This is a genomic window from Pseudomonas sp. NPDC087342, assembly GCF_044744265.1.
Classification (GTDB): domain Bacteria; phylum Pseudomonadota; class Gammaproteobacteria; order Pseudomonadales; family Pseudomonadaceae; genus Aquipseudomonas; species Aquipseudomonas nunensis.
Genome location: NZ_JBIUXZ010000001.1, coordinates 1551474 through 1571495, shown reverse-complemented (window position 1 = coordinate 1571495; position 20022 = coordinate 1551474). Strand labels below are relative to the sequence as shown.

Below are 20022 nucleotides of genomic sequence, written 5' to 3'. Positions count from 1 at the left end.
TCAGACTCGCTGGCAGTCATTGATTTACTTGAAACCCAACATCGGTTTCCCTGACCTTAGAGGAATAGTCGCGAATTGAAGTTTTAGCGCGTTAAAAGCAACGTTGTTTCCCGGATCGGCAAACGTCGGGGGTTCCCAGTTGTCATGGGCTGAGCCCTGTGAGCGATTCTCCGAATCGACCGTGCTGAAATCTCGCTCATCGGCCAGGCTGGGGTCGAAGACATGTCCGGTGGCAGCGGTGAATTCGGAGAACCAACTTTCACAGGCCACACAGGGTCTTTTCTTGCCTCCAAGGTTGCCCTTTATGGACAGGTCATAGCCCTTGCCTGTGATGGCGGCCATCATCAGCGTTATCTCTGCATGGGAGGTGGTGCTGGCGATGCAGACGAGTGATTCGGGTTCATCGTAGGTGATGGTTTTCTTTAATGTTGTCAGTTTCTTGATGGGTTCAATCGGGTAGTTTTTTTCGGATAACTTATCGAGGGTTGCCATGACGCCCGCTATTTGGCCTTCGGTGAGCTTGATCACCAGCGTATTTTCATCCGGTGTATCCGTGGTGGACGCGCCTTTTGCTTTTCCGGGCTTTTTAGGCGGAGCTACGGGCGCTGGCATCAATCGGGCTTTTATTGCCTTTATATCTTGAGGGGTCGTCCAGTCGCCGTTGAGGTTGCCGTTACGCGCCGATTGCAGCCATTTGTTTTCTTCGCTGTATCGGGGGATTTTAGAGATGGCTTTGTCCGCATCTCTTGAAAACATAATATGCAGCAGACGTGTCGCTTCCATGATGGTTTTAACATTGGTAGGGCCGGATTTTATTGTATCCAGCAACACGCAGCAGGCCAGGTGCACGTATTTTGACTCACCTGGGTTGCCGGCCACGTAGATGATATTGCCGCCGGTGTTCGTGTAGGCCTGGATTTCGGTAATTTCCTCTCCTTTGGAGTCTATATTCTTGCCAATGACGGTGAGCACTGAACTGAGGATGCACAAGTGAGAGGGGTTAGTCGCCGATAGTGTGTTCATCTGCGTTCCTTGATTAAGCTTTCCTTATTGTGTTGCTCATGGGGTATTCATTGTCCTGTTTACCCAGTGAGCGGCCAGTCATCCGAGTGTGGCGTTGAGGGTGAACAACACAGGGAAATGATCGCTTCGAATTGGTTGGCCCGCGCAAAGTGGCACGACGGCCACTACATTGCCGTCGCCGTCGCTTTTAACATGCAAACTGCCTTCGCACACAGCTTTCCAGGCGTTTGGATGGTGCACATAAGCATAGTCAAGTAATAACAAGATCGGCTGCAGCTCACATTTTTCTATGCCCTGGGCCATCATGTATTCTTGCAAGTACGACTGTGGCGTATTGTTTCTATACAGCCCTCGTTCATGCAGGTCTCGAAGTTCATTAGTTGCTCTTTGCAACGTGACATTACGCACGCTCACATGCGTGAATCCGGCGCCGTTTGGCAACAGTTTGGTCATGCCGAGTATGTCGTTTGATGCCTCTGAAGCAATTACATTTAAATCGCCGCCAAAAAACAGTAATCCCTTTATTCCCAAGTTTTCGGCATTGCTTTCAATGAAGCCCACCGTATCAACAATGTTGCTGGGCGCCATGAAGGAGGCGTTGGCGTGATAAAAAGCAAAGCCATAAGTGGTCTTCTTGTGCCGAATGATCAGCGGCGCCCGTTGTTCTGTGTGTGAAAGGATATAGCGCCCCGTCACATCGTCGAACTCTGATGCGATAGCGTTTCGAATCAACACCATCGAACCCAGTGTTGTATGTTTCTTTTTTCCACCCTCCTGCTCCAGTAAGGCAACGGGTGAGTAACTGTCCATCAAGTCGCTGATGAGACTCTCGTTGACCGTTCCGGTCTTGCCCACTTCGAACAGGGCGATAATGTCGGGCTTTTTCTGCGCGATGTAATAATCAAGGAACTTTTTCTTTTCGGTGTAGGCACTGGAAAGCTGTGCCTTCTGGTTATCAAAGTGCTGGGCGTTCCAGATCATGATTGAGTACATGCAACGCTCCTTCTTATGGGCTTGTTGAGCAAAAGTGCATGTCGGTTTTCGCGCCGGGCATCAGGCCCAGCGAGGTGCCGTCATAATGCTGGTGGTACTGAGCGCTTTAGGGTGAAACCAGTTTTTAACGGTATTGTCGTGTTGGTCATTGTATTTAACAGTCAAGGCGTCAAGGATAATGGCGCATTTTTTACAACACTGTTTCGAGACGCCCATGTACAAATCCATAAAGCTCAGGTTCTGCCGGTATAGATAACTGATTATCTGCATTTCCGCGTGAGGGGCGGCTGATTGATAAGCATCGGTAGCCTCCTCTATGGTGCTGATGAACTCGATGGCGTTCATGTGCCTTGCCCGCGACTCTCCCATGCGCTCTCTCGGTTGTTCGTCCAGCATTTTCCAGACGTCACCGGCAATGGCACTAAACACCGCCGGATCAACTTTGTTGAACCGGAAGTAGTTGAAGTTTCCTATCGAACTGAGTTGGTCGGAGGGTTTGTTTCTGCGAACTTTGAAGTTGCAGGCCATGTAGAGTGTGGTGCCCTGTGCGGTGATGGCCACCGTATCCAGATCAATCTCTGAGCCTTTGTAAAGTAGCAAGTTGTCGGAGACATGAGCCACCAGAGCATCCCCTCGCTCGCTTTTCAGTGTTGTGATTTCGTGATTGATGGTTGCGACAGCGTGGGCCTGGGCCGTCGCCAGTGCTTTTGGGGCATTCGGAGGTTTTCCGGGCCCTTGATAAGTTGCTCGCGCTTGATCCGCCGCTGCCTGGACAGTCGCTTTGGTGGGCGCCTCGACCCTGACATCGACATGATGGTAGGTGTATAGAATCGCCAAGGCAATTTGTGCGGCTTCATCAAGCAGGTTAGGCATGATTGCTTCCTTTCATCATCCAGGTCATTGAGGTTGGGCCTATGCGCCGTCAGTCGACTTTTTATATCTGCACCTGCGGTCAGGCATCCCATTCATACTTGCCCCCTTTGAGCGCTACATGCTCGGGCGGTGTTGTTTCCAGTGTGAAAAAGCCATTCAACGCCTCGACAGTTTCAAATTTCTTGAAGGCAAATGACGTGATTTTTACTTGCTGGGCGACTCCGCCTTTATTTTTCGTTTTAAACAGCCTGTTCGAAGCTGCCTTGTAAGTAGCCACGTCAGAAAGGTTTTCCAGTAATTCCAGAAAGTCCGGCACGGCAAACACATTGTCATTTCGGCTCAACCAGTCATCGATCGTGTATTCGTTTTCCCAGGCTTGAAGCAGCTCTATAGGACATGAAGGATCGGTGCTCTTGATTCCTATAAAGGTATGTGACTGGCCGACGGAAACCCGGAAGACACCGCACGGGTTGCTCTCGAACGTGTCGGTAATATGCTTGAGCGGGGTTTTGACAGAGGCCAGCTTTTCACCGTATTCCAGGAAATAGTTAGCCAGTGCGCCGCAATTGCCCATGGTTTGTGCTAGGTAATCGGTTTCCAGAAGCTTGCGCTCCGTCTCTTTCAGGGCAGCAAAGTCCCTTTTGGTCTCAACGCTGTCAAAATCGTAATTGTCATTTTTCATGCACCAAAACATCAGCAAGGAATAAATGCCGAGATAAGTTATTTCGCTGAAATTTTTTCTTTTTAGATTTTTTCCCCAGTGACCTAACGGCATCGGAGGCTCCTTTTTTCCAGTGTGTCTTCGGCAGTGGTCACTCCAACACCCACTCCGCCAACTTCCCCGTCACCTGCGTCATCAACACATTCTCGACATCCCGTGCCCCGGCAGCACTGCACTTGGCCAACACCGCCTGCACAATCCCGGCATCAAACTCAAACTGCTTGCCGGTCGCGGCTTTGTACCGACCGCGCAACTTCTCAAGCTTGGCCAACACAATCCCTTCCAGCGTCGCCTCATCCAGCGGCCGATACGCCACCACCGTCATCCGCGCCAAAAACGCCGGTCTGAATGCTTGCAACAGCACCTTATGCAACGCTTCGTTAAACGCATCGGTGCCCAGTTGCGCGACGGGCGTATCCAGCAACAACTCCGCCCCGACATTGCTGGTGGCGAGCATCACGGTGTTCTTGAAGTCCACCACCAACCCGGTGCCGTCCTCCATCACGCCTTTATCGAAGACGTTATAAAAAGCCTCCAATACGTCCGGGTGGGCCTTCTCAATCTCATCCAGCAACACCACCGAATACGGTTTGCGCCGCACGGCTTCGGTGAGCACGCCGCCGCTGCCATAACCGACATAACCAGGCGGGGCGCCTTTGAGTTGACTGACGGTGTGGGCTTCCTGGTATTCGGAAAGGTTGATGCTGATCAGGTTGCGTTCGCCGCCGTACAGGGCGTCGGCCAGGGCGTAGGCGGTTTCGGTTTTGCCCACGCCCGTGGGGCCGACCAGCAGGAACACGCCGACCGGTTTTTGCGGATCGGTGAGGCCGGCGCGGTAGGCCTGCAAGCGTTGGGCGATGGTGCCGAGGGCGATGCTTTGGCCCATCACGCGCTGGCCCATGCGCTGGCCGAGGGTGCGCACGGCGTGGGCTTCGTCGGCGAGCATTTTGCCGACCGGGATCCCGGTCCAGCCGGCGATCACGGCTGCGACGGTTTTGGTGTCGACCTGTTCCGGCACCAGCGGATCGTCCTGGCGAATCGCGTCGAGGCCGGCTTCAAGGCGCACCAGTTCGGCGGCCAGGTGATCGATGCGGCTGTCGATGTTTTCGTCGGGTTTATCGCTGTCGGCACGCTCGCTCAAGGCCAGCAGCTCGCGGCGGGTTTCCAGCAGTTCACGCACGGCGACCCGTTCTTCATTCCAGCGGGTTTCCAGTTCGCGAATCGCCTGCACGTTGCTGATGGATTCGCTTTCCAGCAGGGTGATGCGCTCGCGGTGATCGAGCCCGGTGGCCTGTTCCCGGCGCAGACGTTCGACTTCATCCTTGAGGCTGTTTTGTCGATGCCGCAAACTTTCCAGCGGGGGCGGAACGTCATGCTGACCGAGGGCAACCCGGGCGCATGCGGTGTCGAGCACGCTGATGGCTTTGTCCGGTAACTGCCGACCGGAAATGTAGCGATGGGACAATTTCACCGCTTCGTGAATCGCCGCATCGAGCACCTGCACACCGTGATGCTGTTCCAGTTTCGCCGCTACGCCACGGAGCATTTCCACGGCGGTGATTTCGTCCGGTTCCTCGACTTGCACCAGTTGAAAACGCCGGGCAAGGGCGGGGTCTTTCTCGAAGTATTTTTTGTACTCCAGCCAGGTCGTCGCCGCCAGGGTGCGCAACTCGCCACGGGCCAGGGCCGGCTTCAGCAGGTTGGCCGCGTCGCTGCCACCTTCCGCGCCACCGGCTCCGATCAAGGTGTGGGCTTCATCGATGAACAGGATGATTGGTTTTTCCGCACTGCGCACCGCGTCGATCACACCTTTGAGCCGTTGTTCGAACTCGCCTTTAACCCCGGCGCCAGCCTGCAACAAACCGAGGTCGAGCACTCGCAGGCTGACTTCCTGCAACGACGGCGGCACATCCCCGGCGGCGATGCGCAGGGCCAGGCCTTCGACCACCGCAGTCTTGCCCACACCCGGCGCTCCGACGAGGATCGGGTTGTTCTGCCGGCGACGCAGCAGGATGTCGATGCACTGACGAATCTCGCCGTCGCGCCCGACGATGGGATCGATGCGCCCGGCATGCGCATCGGCGGTCAGGTCCTGGGTGTATTGGTCCAGCACCGAATCCTGTTTGGGCGGCGAGTTACCCGAACTAACCGAACGCACACCGCCGACATGTTCGCGAGAGCTTTCGGTCCATTCCAGCAAGTTGCTACGCAGCGCTTCGCGAGGAATCTTCAAAAGCGACGACGCACTGTTGAGCAACAAGCTGCGGCGCTCGTCGCGGTCGATCAACGCCAACAGCAGCAAGCCCGAACGAATGCTGTCCAGCCCCAATACGCTGGCCTGAACCACTGCGTCTTCCAGCAACCCGGTGGTGTGGGTCGACAACGCCGGCGTGCGCGTGCTGCCGGATTTGAACAGCTCCAGAGCCTTGTTGATTTCGGCGGTCAGGGCATCGCGTTCCAGGCCGAAACGCGGCAGCAGATAAGCAAAGTCACCGCCCTCGATGTCCAGCAGTTCCAGTAGCAAGTGCTCGATTTCGACGTAATGATGACCCCGTTGCAGACAGCGTTGCGCAGCCCGTTCCAGAGCGCGGCGGTTGTCCGGGTTGAGGCGTCCGATCAGGCTGGCCAGTTCCATGTTCAGGTGATCTCCAGCTGACGAAGACGGGTTTCGATGCGTTGCACGGCGAGGCTGGTCTGACGTTGCAAACCACCGTTCCAGCTCAGCAGTGGCGGCGCCTCGCGACCGAGTTTCATCGGGCCGGCGCCGCGCACCAGTAACACCAAAGTGCAATCCAGGTCCGGGCCGAAGTACAGAGCGCTGAGGCTGGCCAGTGCCGGGTGGGATTCGCCGTCCGGCAAAAACTTTGCAGCCTGGGCCGAGGACAACGGGCCGAGGGTCATTCTGAAACCTGCGTGTTCATCCCAGACCCGAGTGCCGGCCACTGCCGTGCGACCCAGTTGCAGATTGCGCCCGCCTGGAATCATGCGGCTGCAGCTGGCGGGCGGGATCTCGCGCCAGGCGCCTTCATAGGCGCTGAGTTCCACCGGCAGTTCGAAATGTTCGCGCACTACGGCGGCGAAACCGGCGAGGGAGCGGCGCCCGTCAGCGAACAACGCGCTGCACGCCAACACCGCCGAGTCGGGCATGGCCCCGCGTTCCTGCAAGGCTTTGGGCAGCAGCCCGGTCAGTGCGCGCAATTGAGACTGGACCGGCGAGGCGCCGGGCACCGTAAAGCCAATGGCGATCCGGTGTTTGCGCATCACCTTGTACAACAGGCTCAACAAGCGGTGCTGGAACAGGTCGAGGAATTCCGCCGGTGCGTGATCCTTCGCCCGAGCCCGTTGTTGCAGCCATTCCTGATAGGCGTAGGGCAGGGGGCCGTCGGGGCCACCGAGGCCGAACACCGGTGTGCTGAGGACCGGTTGCTCATCGGTTTGCTGAGTCAGGCTTTCGATTTCGCTGGCGGCGAACAGTGGCGTCAACGGCCCGCGCAGGCGAATGGCTTCTGCCTGGGGCGAGGTGCCGCTGCCCAGGGATTCAGCCTGCGGGTGTTCACGCTCCAGCAGCAACAGCGCTTGCAACAGCTCAAACGCCTGCGGATCGCGGCGCAGCTTTTCACTCAGGTTCAGAGGGAAAGCGGCATGCCGGCTTGGGGTTGCCATGTTTTCACCTCCTTGTCTGACTGGACCAGCACCGTGCGCACAAAGCGATTGGCCGTGGCATACAGGGAAAAGAACTGCGCCAGCACCGCCGAAAACAACACCGCGCTGCTGCCGACAAAATGCTGCGCATCGAGTTGCAGTTGCACCTCCAGCCCATTGCGCCAACCGCGCCAGGCGTCTTCGCCGACATGGCCGATGACCCGCTCGCAACTCAGGCTCAGCAGGCCTTCGATCTGCCGTAAAGCACTGGCCTCATCGCGCAGGTTGTGCAACTGGAGAATTTCCTTGAGCGCGTCCAACGCTTGAGGCCCTTCGACCAGCGACAAATGATTGAGGGTCAGTTGCGACACCAGCCGCCAGCGCGATTCGCCGTCCAGTCGCGGCAGACTCTGCGGGCTCGGCGGGTTGCGCAGACGCGCCCAGGCCACCGGACCCGGCCGCTCAAAACCCAACGGCGTCCCGGCGGGAAGGCTTTGCGCCAGGTGTCGATTGGTGCACAGCAGCTCGGCGGTAAGGCTGTATTCGACTTTTTCCGAGAGCGGATCGAGTCGGGTGTCCACCAGGCTCATCAACAGGTCGGTGCCGAGTCGATTCGGGGTCATGCCGCTGACCCGTCGCGCGTGCCAGTAGCACTGTTTGTCGCCGCCGCCGTGCTGGCTGCCGTAGTAGGCCGGCACCCGTTGCACGCCTTGGCGAGTGGTGGCGCGCACCGCGCGGATGCTGTGGATCTCGACGCTGTTTTCGCGGTGACTGTCGGCCACCAGTCGATACTCGCTGCGGGTGCCGTCCGGGCGCAGGGGCTCGGAAGTGCGCGGGAACAGGTTGATCACCGGCGCACAACCGAGGGCGATGTCGCTGGCCTGAAGGTGCATGCGGCTGGTGGGTGGGCGGTCGAAGACGATGTACACAAACAGCGTCTGGCTGTCGCTGCTGGCGCCGGCCAGGGGCAGGTCGAAGAAGTTGAATTTGTCCGGGAAAGCAAAGTACTCGGCCAGCAGGCGCATGCCCGGATGCACACCGTCTTCGTCCGGCAGCAAGACTTCATTGCTGGCAAACCCGACAATCTGCGGCAGCCCCATCAACGCTTTCGGCACGCTGCCCGCCGGCCCGGCCAACACGTTCACCGCATGTGCGCCGAGCAGGTCATACAGGCAGGCGTTGACCACCGGGGAGGCGGCCAGATGGATGCGCAAATGCTGGATGTTCAGCTCCGACCATTGGCTTTCACCGAGGCAACGCAGGCTCAGGCGCAGCGCCGAGCGGGCCTGGGGAACACCGGTCAGGGCCTGGGCTTCATCGCTGCCCAGCAGCAGGGCTTCGTTGATTTCCACTGGCCACAATTGAACCGCGGCACTCGTACGAAAGTGGATGCTTTCGCCTTTGCTGGTGGTGACGAACAGCGGTGTGTCCCGGGGCAGGGGATAGCCGCCGGCGAGGTTGCCTTTGCTCGGGTCTGGCTGGAATTGCACGATCGCGCAGGACGGCAACGGGCGCATGGCCAACGGGTAAAGTTGCTCCAGCAGCGCATCGCTGAATTCGGCGTAGTCGTCGTCGAGCCGTCGTTGCAGGCGCGCCGCCAGCAGCGCAAAGCCTTCAAGCAGGCGCTCGACGTGTGGGTCAGGGCATTCGCCGGGGGACAGTTCCAGGCGCCGGGCGACCTTGGGATAACGTTCGGCGAAAATGCTCCCGGCATGTCGCAGCCAGGTCAGTTCCCGTTGGTAGTAGTCGAGCAGTTGCGGGTCAATCGAGTCGCTCATGACGCACCTCAAGGCCATCGCCGGCCTTCTCGATGACAAATGCCACGGGCCAGAGCTGCTGGCCGCTGCGCAACTCGCCGAGCAGACGAATGCTCAGTTGCTGCGGATGGCCAGGGACTGGATTGACCTGAACCTCGCCCAGTTTCAGGCGCGGTTCGAAATGGGTAATGGCCTCGCGCACTTCCCGCGCCAACTGACGACGGTCATCGCTGCGCTGCTGTTGCAGGGCGGTCCAGTCAGCGATGCCGTAGTCGAGAATGCTCGGCGGTGAGGTCAACGGGCGTTGGCCGCGACGGGTGTTGAACAGGCGCAGTAACTCCGTTTGCACCGAGTCGAGCAAGCCCTGGCGATCGAACACTTGCACCGTGTCGGCGTCGCTTGAGGACAGTCGTTCGAACAGCGGAGGAAGAATGCCGGTGCCTGCCATGGCCGACGCGCCCGCTTACTTGACGAGCTTGTTGGCGGCCATGTCCCAGGTCGAGGCGGCCGTGCCTTCCTTGGTGCCATCGTCTTTCTGGGCGGTGAGTTCCCATTTGATCTTGGTGAAGTTCAGGGAAATGGTTTCCACCGGTTTGCCGCCCGTGCCGCCGCTGACGCTGACGTTGGACAACACCACATTGGTCAGGGTGTAGATGATGAACGGCATCAGCTTGCCGCTGCCTTCGGCGGCGTTACGGCCGATGGTGATCTTGGCCTCCGGGATCGGTTTGCCGGCGCAGCAGTATTCGTTGAGGGAAGGCGTGGAACTGTCGACGAATTTGGTCAGGGTGAACTCGCCGATGTGCGGTTTGCCGGAGGTCCGTTCCGAGTTGCTGACGTCGTTGGTGACCTGCATCGCCACGTTGTGGCTGTAGGACATGACTTCGATTTTGTCCGCGTAGCCCTCGAGCAGGCTGTCACCTTTGATGTCGCCGCCGAGGTCGAGAATAATTGCATCCATCGCATGAAACTCCTGAAGAAATTCAAATTAGGCAAATGGGCTGTCGAGTCGAACACCAAACCTGTAAGGCCGAACACTGAACCTGCAAAACCAAACACCGAACCTGTGGCGAGGGGGTTTACCCCCGTTGGGGCGCGAAGCGGCCCTATTTTTTGGGGCTGCTGCGCAGCCCAACGGGGGCAAGCCCCCTCGCCACAAGTTTTAGTGTTGCCCCAGCTATCAGTGATGCCACAGGCTCAGCGGTCAGGCAGCTACCGGTGGCGGCAGGGTCGCGACCAGGCGGATCGAGGCGGTCAGTTCTTCGAGCTGGAAGTGTGGCCGCAGGAACACCGTCGCCCGGTAGGCACCGGGCTTGCCGGCGACTTCGGTCACGTCCACCCGGGCTTCACGCAACGGGTACTGCGCCTTGATCTCTTGCGGCGCGTTGTCGTTGATCAGCACGTAGTCGGCGATCCAGTTGTTGAGGTAGGTCTGCACGTTGTCGCGGGTCATGAAACTGCCGACCTTGTCGCGCATGATCACCTTCAGGTAATGCGCGAAACGCGACGCCGCGAGCACGTACGGCAACATCGCCGAAATCCGCGCGTTGGCATTGGCCTCGTTGGTGTTGTAGAGCTTGGACTTGTTGGTGGTCTGCCCGCCGAAGAACACCGCCACGTCGCTGTTTTTCTTGTGGCACAGGGCGATGAAGCCGAGGTCGTTGAGCTCTTTTTCCCGGCGGTCGGTGATCGCCACTTCAGTAGGGCATTTCAACGACAGGTCGCCGGAACTGGTACGGAAGGTATGCGCTGGCAAGCCTTCGACCGCGCCACCGCCTTCAGCACCGCGAATCGCCGCGCACCAGCCGTACTTGGCGAAGGCTTCAGTGATGCGTTGCGACAAGGCCCAGGCAGCGTTGCCCCACAGGTATTTGCCGTGGTCGGTGCCGTTGACGTCTTCCACGTAGTTGATGCCTTCCACCGGCGAGGTTTCCGGGCCATAGGGCAGGCGCAGCAGGAAGTGCGGCAGCACCAGCGACACGTAGCGCGAGTCTTCGCTTTCGCGGAAGGAGCGCCATTTGATCAGCTCCTGGCTCTCGAAGACTTTCGACAGGTCACGTGGCACGGCCAGTTCGGTGAAGCTGTTCATGTCGAACAGACGCGGGCTGGCGGCAGCAATGAATGGCGCGTGGGCCGCGGCGGCGACGTTCGAGAGTTTCTCCAGCAGACCGATGTCCTGCGGGTGCCGGCCGAAGGTGTAGTCACCCACCAACAGGCTGAACGGGTGGCCGCCAAAGGTGCCGTATTCTTCTTCGTAGATCTTCTTGAACAGCGCGCTCTGGTCGAACTCGACAGCTTTTTCCAGGTCGTTTTGCAGCTCCTTCTGGGTCACGTTGAGCAGGCGCAGTTTCAGCCGGGAGCTGGTCTCGGTGTTCTGCACCAGCAGGTGCAAGCCCCGCCAGGACGCTTCGAGTTTCTGCATGTCCGGGTGGTGCAGCACTTCGTTAAGTTGCGCGCTGATCAGCTCATCGATCTGGCTGATGCGGTCGTTGATCATCGCCACAGTGTCCTTGTCGATGGCCATGCCTTCGTCGAGTACCTGGGTGGCGAATTCCGCGAGCATGTCGCGGGCATAGTCCTGCTGGCTGTCGTCATGGGCCATGCGGCCTTCGGCGATGATCCGGTCTAACAGGGACAGGCTTTCTGTGGTGCTTTCACTGGTTTTGGCGGCGGCTGAAGCGGGCATGGCGACTTCTCCCTAAGTGAATGAGTGATCAGGCTTGCGGTTCGGCCGGTGCTTCACTGTCGCCAGCGGCGGCAGGCGCAGCGGTGTCCGGACGCGCTGACTTGATCTCTTGCAGGCCCTCGGTGTTGGCGATGACATCGCGCAGCAACTTGTCCAGATCATCGTTGCCGTCGAGCTTGGTCAACAGGTCGCGCAGACGCTGGCGGGCTTCGAACAAGCGCCGCAATGGCGTGACTTGCTCGACCACTTTCACCGGATCGAAATCGTCGATGTGCTTGAAGTTGAGTTCGATGTTGAGCTTGCTCTCGTCGCCGGTGAGGGTGTTGGTGACCTGCAAGGTGGCGCGGGGAGCGATCGAGGCGAGGACTTCGTTGAAGTTGTCGCGATCAATCTCGGTGAAGCGCCGCTCGGTCAGCTTCGGCAGTGCGTTGAGAGGCTTGCCGGAAAGGTCGGCGAGAATGCCCACCACCAGTGGCAATTCTTTTTTCTCGATGGCGTTGCCGATTTCGACGTCGTAGGTGATTTGCACCCGGGGCGGGCGAACCCTGTCGAGCTTGTGCTGAGTACTTTCTGCCATGTTGAGTGACTCCGATGCATGAGCGGGCGCAATGCATCGGGAGGCCCGTTCATCGCTTTCCCTTGCTGGACCGTAGGTTAGAAAGGGTGGCAGATGGACCTGTCGTTCCTTTGACAAACCTTCCTCGTTCGCCGTGTGGGCCGAACTACCCAAGACGCTAGAACAGGTCTATAAAAAAGCAAGGGAAAACCTTTTTAGGACTGTCATGAGAAAAGGAAAATTCATTTTGTTTGCACGTTTTTTTGCCTGCGCCGTGTTTTTGTCCCTCGCCGGATGTTCGCTGTTCGGGCCACGGGTGGACCTCGATAACCTGACCCTCGACGTCGCGCCGAGGGCCAACGACGACACACCGATTGCAGTGGATTTCATCGCCGTGAACGACCCCGACCTGCTCAAGCAACTGTCGGGCATCACCGCCCGCCAGTGGTTCACCGAGCGCGAGCAGTACCAGCGCGACTACCGACAGCTGATGACGGTCTGGGGCCTGGAGTTGGTGCCGGGGCAATTCATCGACAAACAACCCTTCCCGCTGGGGGGCAAGCGGGCGGCTGGACTTTTGGTCTTCGCCAGCTATAACACTCCCGGAGCCCACCGGTTGCGGCTGGATGACCAGAGCAATGCCTGGCTCAAGTTCGACAGTCGCGAGATGACGCTGGTGGGCGACAGCGCGAACTGAACACCTTGCAAGAACACCGCGTTGCGCGGCGAAACCATGACCTCGAAAGGAATCGTATGAGCCTGTTACCTGATGCGGTTTGCTGGCACGAGGGCATGCAGTTGTTGCCCCAGCATTTTCAGTTGCAAGGGCTGCGGGCCGAGGCGCTGGTCGCGCATTTTGCCCAGGCGTGTAACCCGTGGTTCTGGGGCGTGAATCGCATCGAAGTCGACCCTGGCGCCCTCAGTGCCGGACTGGTGCGACTGATCAATCTGCAAGCGACGATGCCCGACGGGTTGCCGGTCAATCTGCAGGCCGGAATCGGGCCGACCCTGGAGCTCGACGTCGGCGAAGCGATCAATGCCACCGACGATGCCACGGTTACGGTTTACCTCGCGATCAGCCCGTTATGGCGCGCCGGGCAGTTGCTGCCGCTCAAGGGCCGGTTGCAATCGGTAGTCGGCGATGCGCTGCCGGATTTGACCAGCGGCGAGTACCCCGAATCGATCACCGTGTGGCGGCCGAATCCGCGTTTGTGCACGCAACTGAACAAGGCTGATTCCATCTGCCTGCCGCTGTTGAAGATCCGTAAAGAGGGCGGCGGTTTTATCCCGTTGCCGTATACACCACCCACGCCAATCCTGTTGCCGGAGTCCGTGATCGGCCGTCGCGTCGCCGGTTTGTGTGCCCGGGCGCGAGAGAAATGCATGTTCCTCGGCGGCCGTTTGCGCCAGGCGCAGCAGGCCGGCAATCAGGATGATGTGCTGGAAATCCGTCGTCAGTTGACCGCGCTTTGGGCGCGGCTGCCGGAGGTCGAAGGTTCGCTGAGTAGCCGCCAGGCCAACCCGCAAACCATTTATGGCGGGTTGCTCGGGCTGGCGGGTGCCTGGTCGGCGCTGGACCCGTTGGCCGGTGTTCCGCCGTTCGCTCCGCTGGATTTTCTGGAGCTGCAACGCGGCTATGAAACAGTCCTCGACTGGCTGGAGAAAACCCTCGAATTGATCCGTGCCGGCTATCGCAGCCTGCCGTTTGCCCGCAGCGAACAGAGCTTCTCGATTCAACTGCCCGACGATCAACCGAGCCAACGCCTTGTGATCGGTTTGCGCATGCCCAACGGTGTTGGCGAGCAGGCCGCGAGCGAATGGCTGAGCGGCGCGATCATTGCCTCGCAGCCGCATATCCCGTTGCTTAGCCGCCAGCGCATGAGTGGTTTGGCGCATCAGGCCATGAGCCGCAACGAGCAAGTCGCCTATAGCGTCGGCGACGATACGCGGTTGTTCGTGGTGACGGCCGAAGGCCAATGGTTCGACGGGCAGTTGCCGTTGCTGATTGCCGCGCCGGCGTCCAAGCCTGCGAGCAGTCCGTGGCAAGTGGTGTTGTTTGTGGCCCAGGCCAGTGAAAGCGCTTGATCAAGGAAGGGGCGTCGTATGTCTGAAGGGAATGCCGGGGCGGGTACACGGGGCCTCCACGAAGCACCGCTGAGCAGCGCCTTTCGCCAGGCCTGGTTGCAATGGTCCGAGGAATGGAATCAGCTGCCCAAGGACAGCGATGAAACGGTGCTGGTCGAGGCTGTGGTCGAACTGTCCACGCAAATTTCCCAGCGCTTGTGGCGCACCGCGTTCGCCCGGGTCGGCGATGCGGCGACCGAGCAGGTCAAGGCGCTGGTCTATGCCTTTGTCGCGCTGATTGATGAAACCCTGCTGTTCACCCCGTGGCCGGGCCAGTCCGCCTGGCAGGACAAACCCCTGGAATCGCGGATGTATGCCAGCCGTCAGGCCGGTGAACGACTGCCATCGGCGATCAAAGAGCTGCTGGACCAGCAAATTCCCACCACCCGCGACCTCGCCAACGTTTATTTGCAATGTCTGGTGCTCGGGTTTCAAGGGCGGCTGCGTGGCGAACACAGTCAGGTCCAGCATGAGAAGTTGCGCCTGGCGCTGTTCACCTTTGCCTGGCAGCACGAGGCGGATTATGCCGATGTCAGCACCCGGCTCGCGCAGCCTGCGACGGCGCCGCCGGTGCAGTTGCCGGTGCGCCTGTCGTTGCCCGATGGCTTTCGCCTCGGCCTGGGGATTGTCGCCATGGTGTTGTTATTGACCGGGCTGGGGCAATTGTTCTGGCGCGATATCTGCCAGGAACTGGAGCCGGTGTTGCAGATGACCGATTCCGTTGCCGTGTCGGAGCAAGACTCATGAGCACCCTGCAGATTGTCGGCCTGGTCATCGCGCTGCTGGTGTTGCTGGCGCTGATCGTCGTGGCGTTGTGGTGGTTGCGCACCCAGAGTGGCGCGGCGATCCGCAGTTTTTATGCGGCGGTACGCCATATGGAGCAGGAGCAGGGCGCGCAGGATCGTTATCAGATTCCGTGGCTGCTGATGCTCGGCAACGAAACCCAGGGCACGCAATTGTGCAGCCAGTGGCGCCTGCAACCGACCGACAAACCGGCCTGGTTCGGGCGTTGGTGGTCGGACCCTGAAGGCGCGGTGCTGGTGGTGCCGCAAGCACTGTTCCTGCCCGATGAAGGCATGAACCTGCAACGCGGCGGCTGGTGGCGCTTGCTCGGCTTGATCCTGCGCCTGCGCAGCAAACGGCCACTCGACGGGATTATCTGGACCGTGCCGGTCAGTCGCCTGGGCAATGTCGAACAGGCCGCGAACCTCGGGCTGGCGGCGCGTCGGCGCTTTATCGATTTGCTGCAACGCTTCGGCCTGAGCCTGCCGGTGTACGTGGTGATCACCGGCATGGAAGAACTGCCGGGCTTTCAGGAGCTGATCAGTGCACTGCCGGAAGAAAGCCGCGAGCGAGCGCTGGGCTGGTCGTCGCCCCACGGCGTCGAGACGATGTGGCAATCACAATGGAGCGATCAGGCGCTGGATCAGGTCAACCGGGCGTTGGCGGAATCGATCATCGAACTCGGCACCTTGTCCGGCCATTTGAGTGGCGATTTGTACGGCTTGCCGGAACGCCTGGAAGCCTTGCGCCGCAATCTGCAAACCCTGCTGGAACCGGTATTCCAGGGCAACGCCCAAGGCGAGGCCCCGCGTTTTCGCGGGGTGTATTTCACCGCCAACCAGGCGTCGGATGATGCCCTCGACGGGTTTTCCGCCGATGACAGCGGCCTGCAGCAAAGTGTGTTCGCCCGGCAGTTGTGGCAGCGGCGGGTGGTCGCCGAGCGAGGCTTGGCCCAAGTTGTGCCGCGGCTGTTGCGTCTGCGTCAGCGCTGGCAGCGTTTGACCGGTGCGATTGCGTTGGTGGTCGGGGTGATCTGGATCGCCGGCATGCTCTGGGTCTGGCAGGACTCGGTCAAGGATGCCCATGAACTGTCGCGCCTGTTGCAAGGTGCACAGAAGAACTACGTGGCGGTCACCGATGAATCCCATCGACTGGACGCGACCCGGCGCAACGTCCAGGGGTTCTGGCGGGTGCTGGAAAAGGCGCCGCGCTGGACCTTCACTTCGTTGGTGTTTCCGACCTCCTGGTTCTCGTCCCTGGACGTGCAACTGGAAAACGAACTGCGCACCACCGCCAAGAGTCATTTGCTGGAGCCGTTGCACGAACTGTTGACCACGGAACTGGCGCAACTCAAGACGATTCGCAATACCGAACGCCGGGGCAATGTGGAAAGTGAGGACCCGGCGCAATGGCAAAACTACGTCAAGGCCAAGGACCTGGTGGCACGCGCGGTGCGCCTGGAACAACAGAACCAGTGGTTCAATCAGGCCCTGAACAACCCCAAGGCACCGCTGGAAGACCTGGTGTCGCTGAGCAACAACGCGCTGTCCCTTAACCTCAACGTCGGCACCTTGCGTCGCGCGGCTTTTTACAATCGGGTATTGCTGGATGCCGATGACGGCAACCTGAAATCGCTGGACCTGAGCATGGAGCGTCCGGTGATCGAGGAAAACTTTTCCGGGTTGATGGAGCGTTGGCTCGACCAGTATTTCCTCGCCGACAACTTCGTGCGCCAGGCCGGTTATCTCAAGTTGCACCTGGAACGCCTGGAGGCGGGCGGTGGCAATTCCCTGACCGAACTTGAAGACCTGCGCGCGCTGATCGACGACCTGCAAGCACTGATCGGCCTGACCAACTCGGCGTGGAGTCGCGGCAAGGGCCAGGACCTGGTGCCCGGTTACCGCGAGATGATGGACAAGGTGCGCCAGAGCGTCTTGCTCGGCCCGCAGGTCGAGCAGCAACTGGAGCAGCAGGCTTCGAAGTTGCAGCAGAGTTTTCGCGATCAGTGGATTGCCCAGGCCGGTTCCAGGGGCAATTTGTTGGTGCAACAAGGCAGCGGACAGTTGGTGTTGCAGGAACATGTGAGTCAGTTGAATAACGCGGTGCAAGCGTTGTTCAAACGCGACTTCGTGGCGATTGCCTTGCGTGCGGATCAGGACGGCGCCGATGTGCAGGGGCAAAACGTCGATGGTGATGACCTCAATGGCGCGCTGAATTATTTCGCCAGTTACAAGAGTTACTCCGCCGAAGAACTGCCGCGCATTCCGCCGGCGTATCGCGGTGCGGTGCTGGCCGCCGCCGAAGGTGCGGTGGCCAAGGCCATGTGGCTGAGCCTCAAGGATCACAATGACCAATCCCACGCCTACGGGGTGTTCAACGTGCAGGCGCCGCAAGCGGTGGCGTTGCAGAAAGCCTTTATTGAATTGCGCCGTGGCGACCTCGCGACGCGTTTGCAAAGTGCCTTGAACCGGCGTGCGCTGGATCAGGTGGTCGGCGGCCTCGATGAAATCACCGCGCAACCGCTGTTCAGCGGGCGCACTGAAATCAGCCAGTGGGACGGCTCGAAAAACCTCGGCCTGCAACTGTATGGCGCCAGTGATGTGCAGGATTTGAAGCTGAGCCTCAAGCAGCAATTCAACACCATGCTCGGCATCACCGAGCGGCGTACTTCGGCGCTGGAATGGTTGAAAACCCAGCAGCAAAATCTCTCGGCACTGGATTACGAGCGGGTGACGCAATTCAGTGCGCTCAACGACGAACTGCTCAAGTACAAGGATGCGAATCCTGCCAGTTCGCCCGCGCAGATCGAGCAATTGGTCAGCCGTGACTTCATCGAAATGGACACCACGTCCTGCGGCCAGATCCTGCAAACCGCGAGCTTGTCCGGCGGACGTGGCACGTTGGCCATGCGTGCTCTGGAACTGCAGCAAACCGCCATGCAGCGTTGCCAGATGCTGCAACAGCAGCAAGCCTCGGCGGCGTGGAACGACCTGGCCAACTATTTCAACCAATACCTGGCCGAGCGCTTTCCGTTTGCCAATGGGGTGCGGGTCGCGGATGCCGATCCGGCGCGGGTTGAGCATTTTCTGGAGCTGATCGACAAGCGCCTGCCGGTGGCCCAAGCCGGTCTGGTCTTGAGCCAGACCCCGGAACGGCTGGCCGCCGAGGATTTTCTCAATCGTCTGAAGCAGGCGAGTACCTGGCTGACGCCGCTGTTTGTGCGGGACAAGAGTGGCATCCTCGGGGTGGAAATGGACGTGCGCTGGCGCACCGATCGCGAGGAAGAACGCGGTGCCGACCAAGTCATCGCCTGGAGTCTGAATGCCGGCAATCAGCAGATCAGCTACCCCGGCGAAGCGCAGCCGAACTTGCGCTGGATGGTTGGGCAACCGGTGCGGCTGACGCTGCGTTGGGCGCGCAATGGTTCCCAGCGTCCGGCTAACGATCAGTTGCAGCCGAACCTGGTGGTGCGCGACCTTGAGGCCGGTTGGGAGTACGGCGGGCCCTGGTCGCTGCTGCGCTTGATGCGTTCGCACCAGTCGGTGACACGTCAACCGAACATGGACTTCACGGATTTCCCACTGACCCTGCGCCTGCCGGTCACCGCGCAATCCAGCACGGCCGAGCAAACCCTGATGTTTGTACGCCTGTCATTGATGAGCCAGGGCTCGAAGCTGCCGCTGTCGATTCAACCGCTGCCCACCCGCGCCCCGCGCTCGCCGTTTATGCAGACCCGGGCAACCGCGTCCACCACGGCCATGACTCAGGAGGAGGGCTATTGAATATGCCTTCGACACCGCTGCCGGAATTGATTGACCGCTTGCTGGAACCGATCAGCAGCGAGGCGCCTTGTGGTCAGGATTTGCGTTACGAACGTGAATTCGACCAAGCCCGGGAGTTGCGCCGGGAGGACGATACGAGCCTGCCGACCGGGGTTTGGCAGTCGTCGATCAAACGTGCGCAATGGCCCGAGCTAGAGAAACTGACCACCAGTCTGCTGCTGGAGCGCAGCAAAGACTTGATGCTCAGTGCCTGGCTTGGCGAGGCGTGGTTGCATCAGGATGGGCTGGAGGGGTTGCCGGGCAGCCTGGCGCTGGTCGCCGGGTTGTGCGAGCGCTATCCCGAGCACCTGCATCCGCAGGCGGAGGACGGTGATCAGTCGTGGCGGGTGATTCCGCTCGAATGGCTGGCCCGGCGCTACACCGAAGTGCTGCTGACCCGGGTGCCGCTGCTGGAGCCGCGAAACGGTGAATTCGATGGTTTGTGCCTGGACGCCTGGCGGCGTCTACAGGTGCAGCAGGTGCTGGTGAATGACAGCAAGGTCGCGAAAACCTCGGCGGAAAACGCTCGGGGCGAACAGAAGAAAATCAACGAGCAGATTCGCGCCACGCCGTTGTCCTTCTGGCTCCACAACCAAGGCAGCCTGTTGTTGAGCCTGCAGCATTTGCAACGGCTGGAAGTTTGGAGCGATGCCTATCTCGGCGACCAGGCGCCAGGCTTCAAAGGCTTGCAGGATGTCATCACGGCGTTATTGACGCTGGTTGAGGAGTTCATCGCCATGCACCCACGACAGTCCGTCGAGGTACCTGTTGAAGCCGCGCCGGTGCTGGCTTCGGCTCCTGTGGATGTCGCGGTAGCGCCACAGGTGTTTCGTGAACCCGCGAGTCGTGAAGAGGCGTATCGGCAATTGCTGCTGATCGCCGAATACCTGGCCCGCACCGAACCCCACAGCCCGGTGCCTTACTTGATCCGGCGAGGAGTGGAGTGGGGCAACAAGCCGTTGAGTGAATTGTTGGGTGAACTGATCTCAGCGGATGCTGAATCGCGGCGGCTCTGGACGCTACTGGGCGTCCTCTAACCTCGG

16 protein-coding genes are annotated in these 20022 nt (G+C 59.8%); 5 read left to right on the top strand and 11 right to left on the bottom strand.

The genetic code is table 11. The features are described 5' to 3' along the window. Positions 1-24: 24 nt before the first annotated feature. The 11 genes from ACIOYV_RS07075 to tssB form a co-directional block, all read right to left on the bottom strand. Positions 25-1023, bottom strand: coding sequence for a hypothetical protein (locus ACIOYV_RS07075; RefSeq protein WP_401322193.1), 999 nt, complete (start codon positions 1021-1023; stop codon positions 25-27). Between the two features lie 78 nt (positions 1024-1101). Further along, positions 1102-2016 carry an endonuclease/exonuclease/phosphatase family protein gene (locus ACIOYV_RS07070; RefSeq protein WP_401322190.1) on the bottom strand — a complete coding sequence of 305 codons (915 nt, stop codon included), beginning with the start codon at positions 2014-2016 and terminating at the stop codon, positions 1102-1104. A gap of 60 nt (positions 2017-2076) precedes the next feature. Beyond that, positions 2077-2889 (bottom strand): hypothetical protein, encoded by an 813-nt coding sequence (locus ACIOYV_RS07065; RefSeq protein ID WP_401322188.1) that lies wholly within the window; start codon positions 2887-2889, stop codon positions 2077-2079. 79 nt (positions 2890-2968) lie between these two features. After that, entirely contained in the window at positions 2969-3664 is a 696-nt protein-coding gene (locus tag ACIOYV_RS07060) for a hypothetical protein (protein WP_401322185.1), read from the bottom strand. Positions 3665-3701: 37 nt separating this feature from the next. Continuing rightward, on the bottom strand, positions 3702-6245 hold the full coding sequence (gene tssH, locus ACIOYV_RS07055; RefSeq protein ID WP_401322182.1) for a type VI secretion system ATPase TssH: 2544 nt from the start codon (positions 6243-6245) through the stop codon (positions 3702-3704). A 2-nt stretch (positions 6246-6247) separates the two neighbouring features. Next, a complete protein-coding gene (tssG, locus tag ACIOYV_RS07050; RefSeq protein WP_401322181.1) occupies positions 6248-7273 on the bottom strand; it encodes a type VI secretion system baseplate subunit TssG in 1026 nt (341 codons plus the stop codon). Continuing rightward, positions 7237-9030, bottom strand: a complete 1794-nt coding sequence (gene tssF / locus ACIOYV_RS07045; RefSeq protein ID WP_401322178.1) for a type VI secretion system baseplate subunit TssF — start codon at positions 9028-9030, stop codon at positions 7237-7239. Before tssF ends, tssG begins: the two co-directional genes overlap by 37 nt. Continuing rightward, complete coding sequence (gene tssE, locus ACIOYV_RS07040) at positions 9014-9457, bottom strand: type VI secretion system baseplate subunit TssE (protein WP_401322175.1); 444 nt, start codon at positions 9455-9457, stop codon at positions 9014-9016. Before tssE ends, tssF begins: the two co-directional genes overlap by 17 nt. Before the next feature lie 15 nt (positions 9458-9472). After that, positions 9473-9970, bottom strand: a complete 498-nt coding sequence (locus tag ACIOYV_RS07035; RefSeq protein WP_054615120.1) for an Hcp family type VI secretion system effector — start codon at positions 9968-9970, stop codon at positions 9473-9475. Between the two features lie 243 nt (positions 9971-10213). Continuing rightward, complete coding sequence (gene tssC / locus ACIOYV_RS07030) at positions 10214-11695, bottom strand: type VI secretion system contractile sheath large subunit (protein ID WP_054615119.1); 1482 nt, start codon at positions 11693-11695, stop codon at positions 10214-10216. 28 nt (positions 11696-11723) lie between these two features. Then, positions 11724-12272, bottom strand: coding sequence for a type VI secretion system contractile sheath small subunit (tssB, locus tag ACIOYV_RS07025; protein WP_401322173.1), 549 nt, complete (start codon positions 12270-12272; stop codon positions 11724-11726). 226 nt (positions 12273-12498) lie between these two features. Here tssB and ACIOYV_RS07020 point away from each other — a divergent pair, with 226 nt between their 5' ends. The 5 genes from ACIOYV_RS07020 to tssA are packed head-to-tail and all read left to right on the top strand — an operon-like array spanning position 12499 to position 20016. Continuing rightward, positions 12499-12948 (top strand): type VI secretion protein, encoded by a 450-nt coding sequence (locus ACIOYV_RS07020; RefSeq protein ID WP_177332704.1) that lies wholly within the window; start codon positions 12499-12501, stop codon positions 12946-12948. 56 nt (positions 12949-13004) lie between these two features. After that, complete coding sequence (gene tssK, locus ACIOYV_RS07015) at positions 13005-14336, top strand: type VI secretion system baseplate subunit TssK (RefSeq protein ID WP_401322169.1); 1332 nt, start codon at positions 13005-13007, stop codon at positions 14334-14336. 18 nt (positions 14337-14354) lie between these two features. Next, positions 14355-15122 carry a DotU family type IV/VI secretion system protein gene (locus ACIOYV_RS07010; protein ID WP_401322167.1) on the top strand — a complete coding sequence of 256 codons (768 nt, stop codon included), beginning with the start codon at positions 14355-14357 and terminating at the stop codon, positions 15120-15122. Continuing rightward, positions 15119-18940: a type VI secretion system protein gene (locus ACIOYV_RS07005; RefSeq protein WP_401322164.1), complete on the top strand. Its 3822-nt coding sequence runs from the start codon at positions 15119-15121 to the stop codon at positions 18938-18940. The genes ACIOYV_RS07010 and ACIOYV_RS07005 overlap by 4 nt, the downstream gene beginning before the upstream one ends. Then, entirely contained in the window at positions 18937-20016 is a 1080-nt protein-coding gene (gene tssA, locus ACIOYV_RS07000) for a type VI secretion system protein TssA (protein ID WP_401322161.1), read from the top strand. The genes ACIOYV_RS07005 and tssA overlap by 4 nt, the downstream gene beginning before the upstream one ends. Positions 20017-20022 lie beyond the last annotated feature (6 nt).

Coding starts and splice junctions, on each gene's coding strand:
- ACIOYV_RS07005 (WP_401322164.1), top strand. CDS start 15,119: ATGAGCACCCTGCAGATTGTCGGCCTGGTCATCGCGCTGCTGGTGTTG.
- tssG (WP_401322181.1), bottom strand. CDS start 7,273: ATGGCAACCCCAAGCCGGCATGCCGCTTTCCCTCTGAACCTGAGTGAA.
- ACIOYV_RS07070 (WP_401322190.1), bottom strand. CDS start 2,016: ATGTACTCAATCATGATCTGGAACGCCCAGCACTTTGATAACCAGAAG.
- tssC (WP_054615119.1), bottom strand. CDS start 11,695: ATGCCCGCTTCAGCCGCCGCCAAAACCAGTGAAAGCACCACAGAAAGC.
- tssE (WP_401322175.1), bottom strand. CDS start 9,457: ATGGCAGGCACCGGCATTCTTCCTCCGCTGTTCGAACGACTGTCCTCA.
- ACIOYV_RS07075 (WP_401322193.1), bottom strand. CDS start 1,023: ATGAACACACTATCGGCGACTAACCCCTCTCACTTGTGCATCCTCAGT.
- ACIOYV_RS07035 (WP_054615120.1), bottom strand. CDS start 9,970: ATGGATGCAATTATTCTCGACCTCGGCGGCGACATCAAAGGTGACAGC.
- ACIOYV_RS07060 (WP_401322185.1), bottom strand. CDS start 3,664: ATGCCGTTAGGTCACTGGGGAAAAAATCTAAAAAGAAAAAATTTCAGC.
- tssB (WP_401322173.1), bottom strand. CDS start 12,272: ATGGCAGAAAGTACTCAGCACAAGCTCGACAGGGTTCGCCCGCCCCGG.
- tssH (WP_401322182.1), bottom strand. CDS start 6,245: ATGGAACTGGCCAGCCTGATCGGACGCCTCAACCCGGACAACCGCCGC.
- tssF (WP_401322178.1), bottom strand. CDS start 9,030: ATGAGCGACTCGATTGACCCGCAACTGCTCGACTACTACCAACGGGAA.
- ACIOYV_RS07010 (WP_401322167.1), top strand. CDS start 14,355: ATGTCTGAAGGGAATGCCGGGGCGGGTACACGGGGCCTCCACGAAGCA.
- tssK (WP_401322169.1), top strand. CDS start 13,005: ATGAGCCTGTTACCTGATGCGGTTTGCTGGCACGAGGGCATGCAGTTG.
- ACIOYV_RS07065 (WP_401322188.1), bottom strand. CDS start 2,889: ATGCCTAACCTGCTTGATGAAGCCGCACAAATTGCCTTGGCGATTCTA.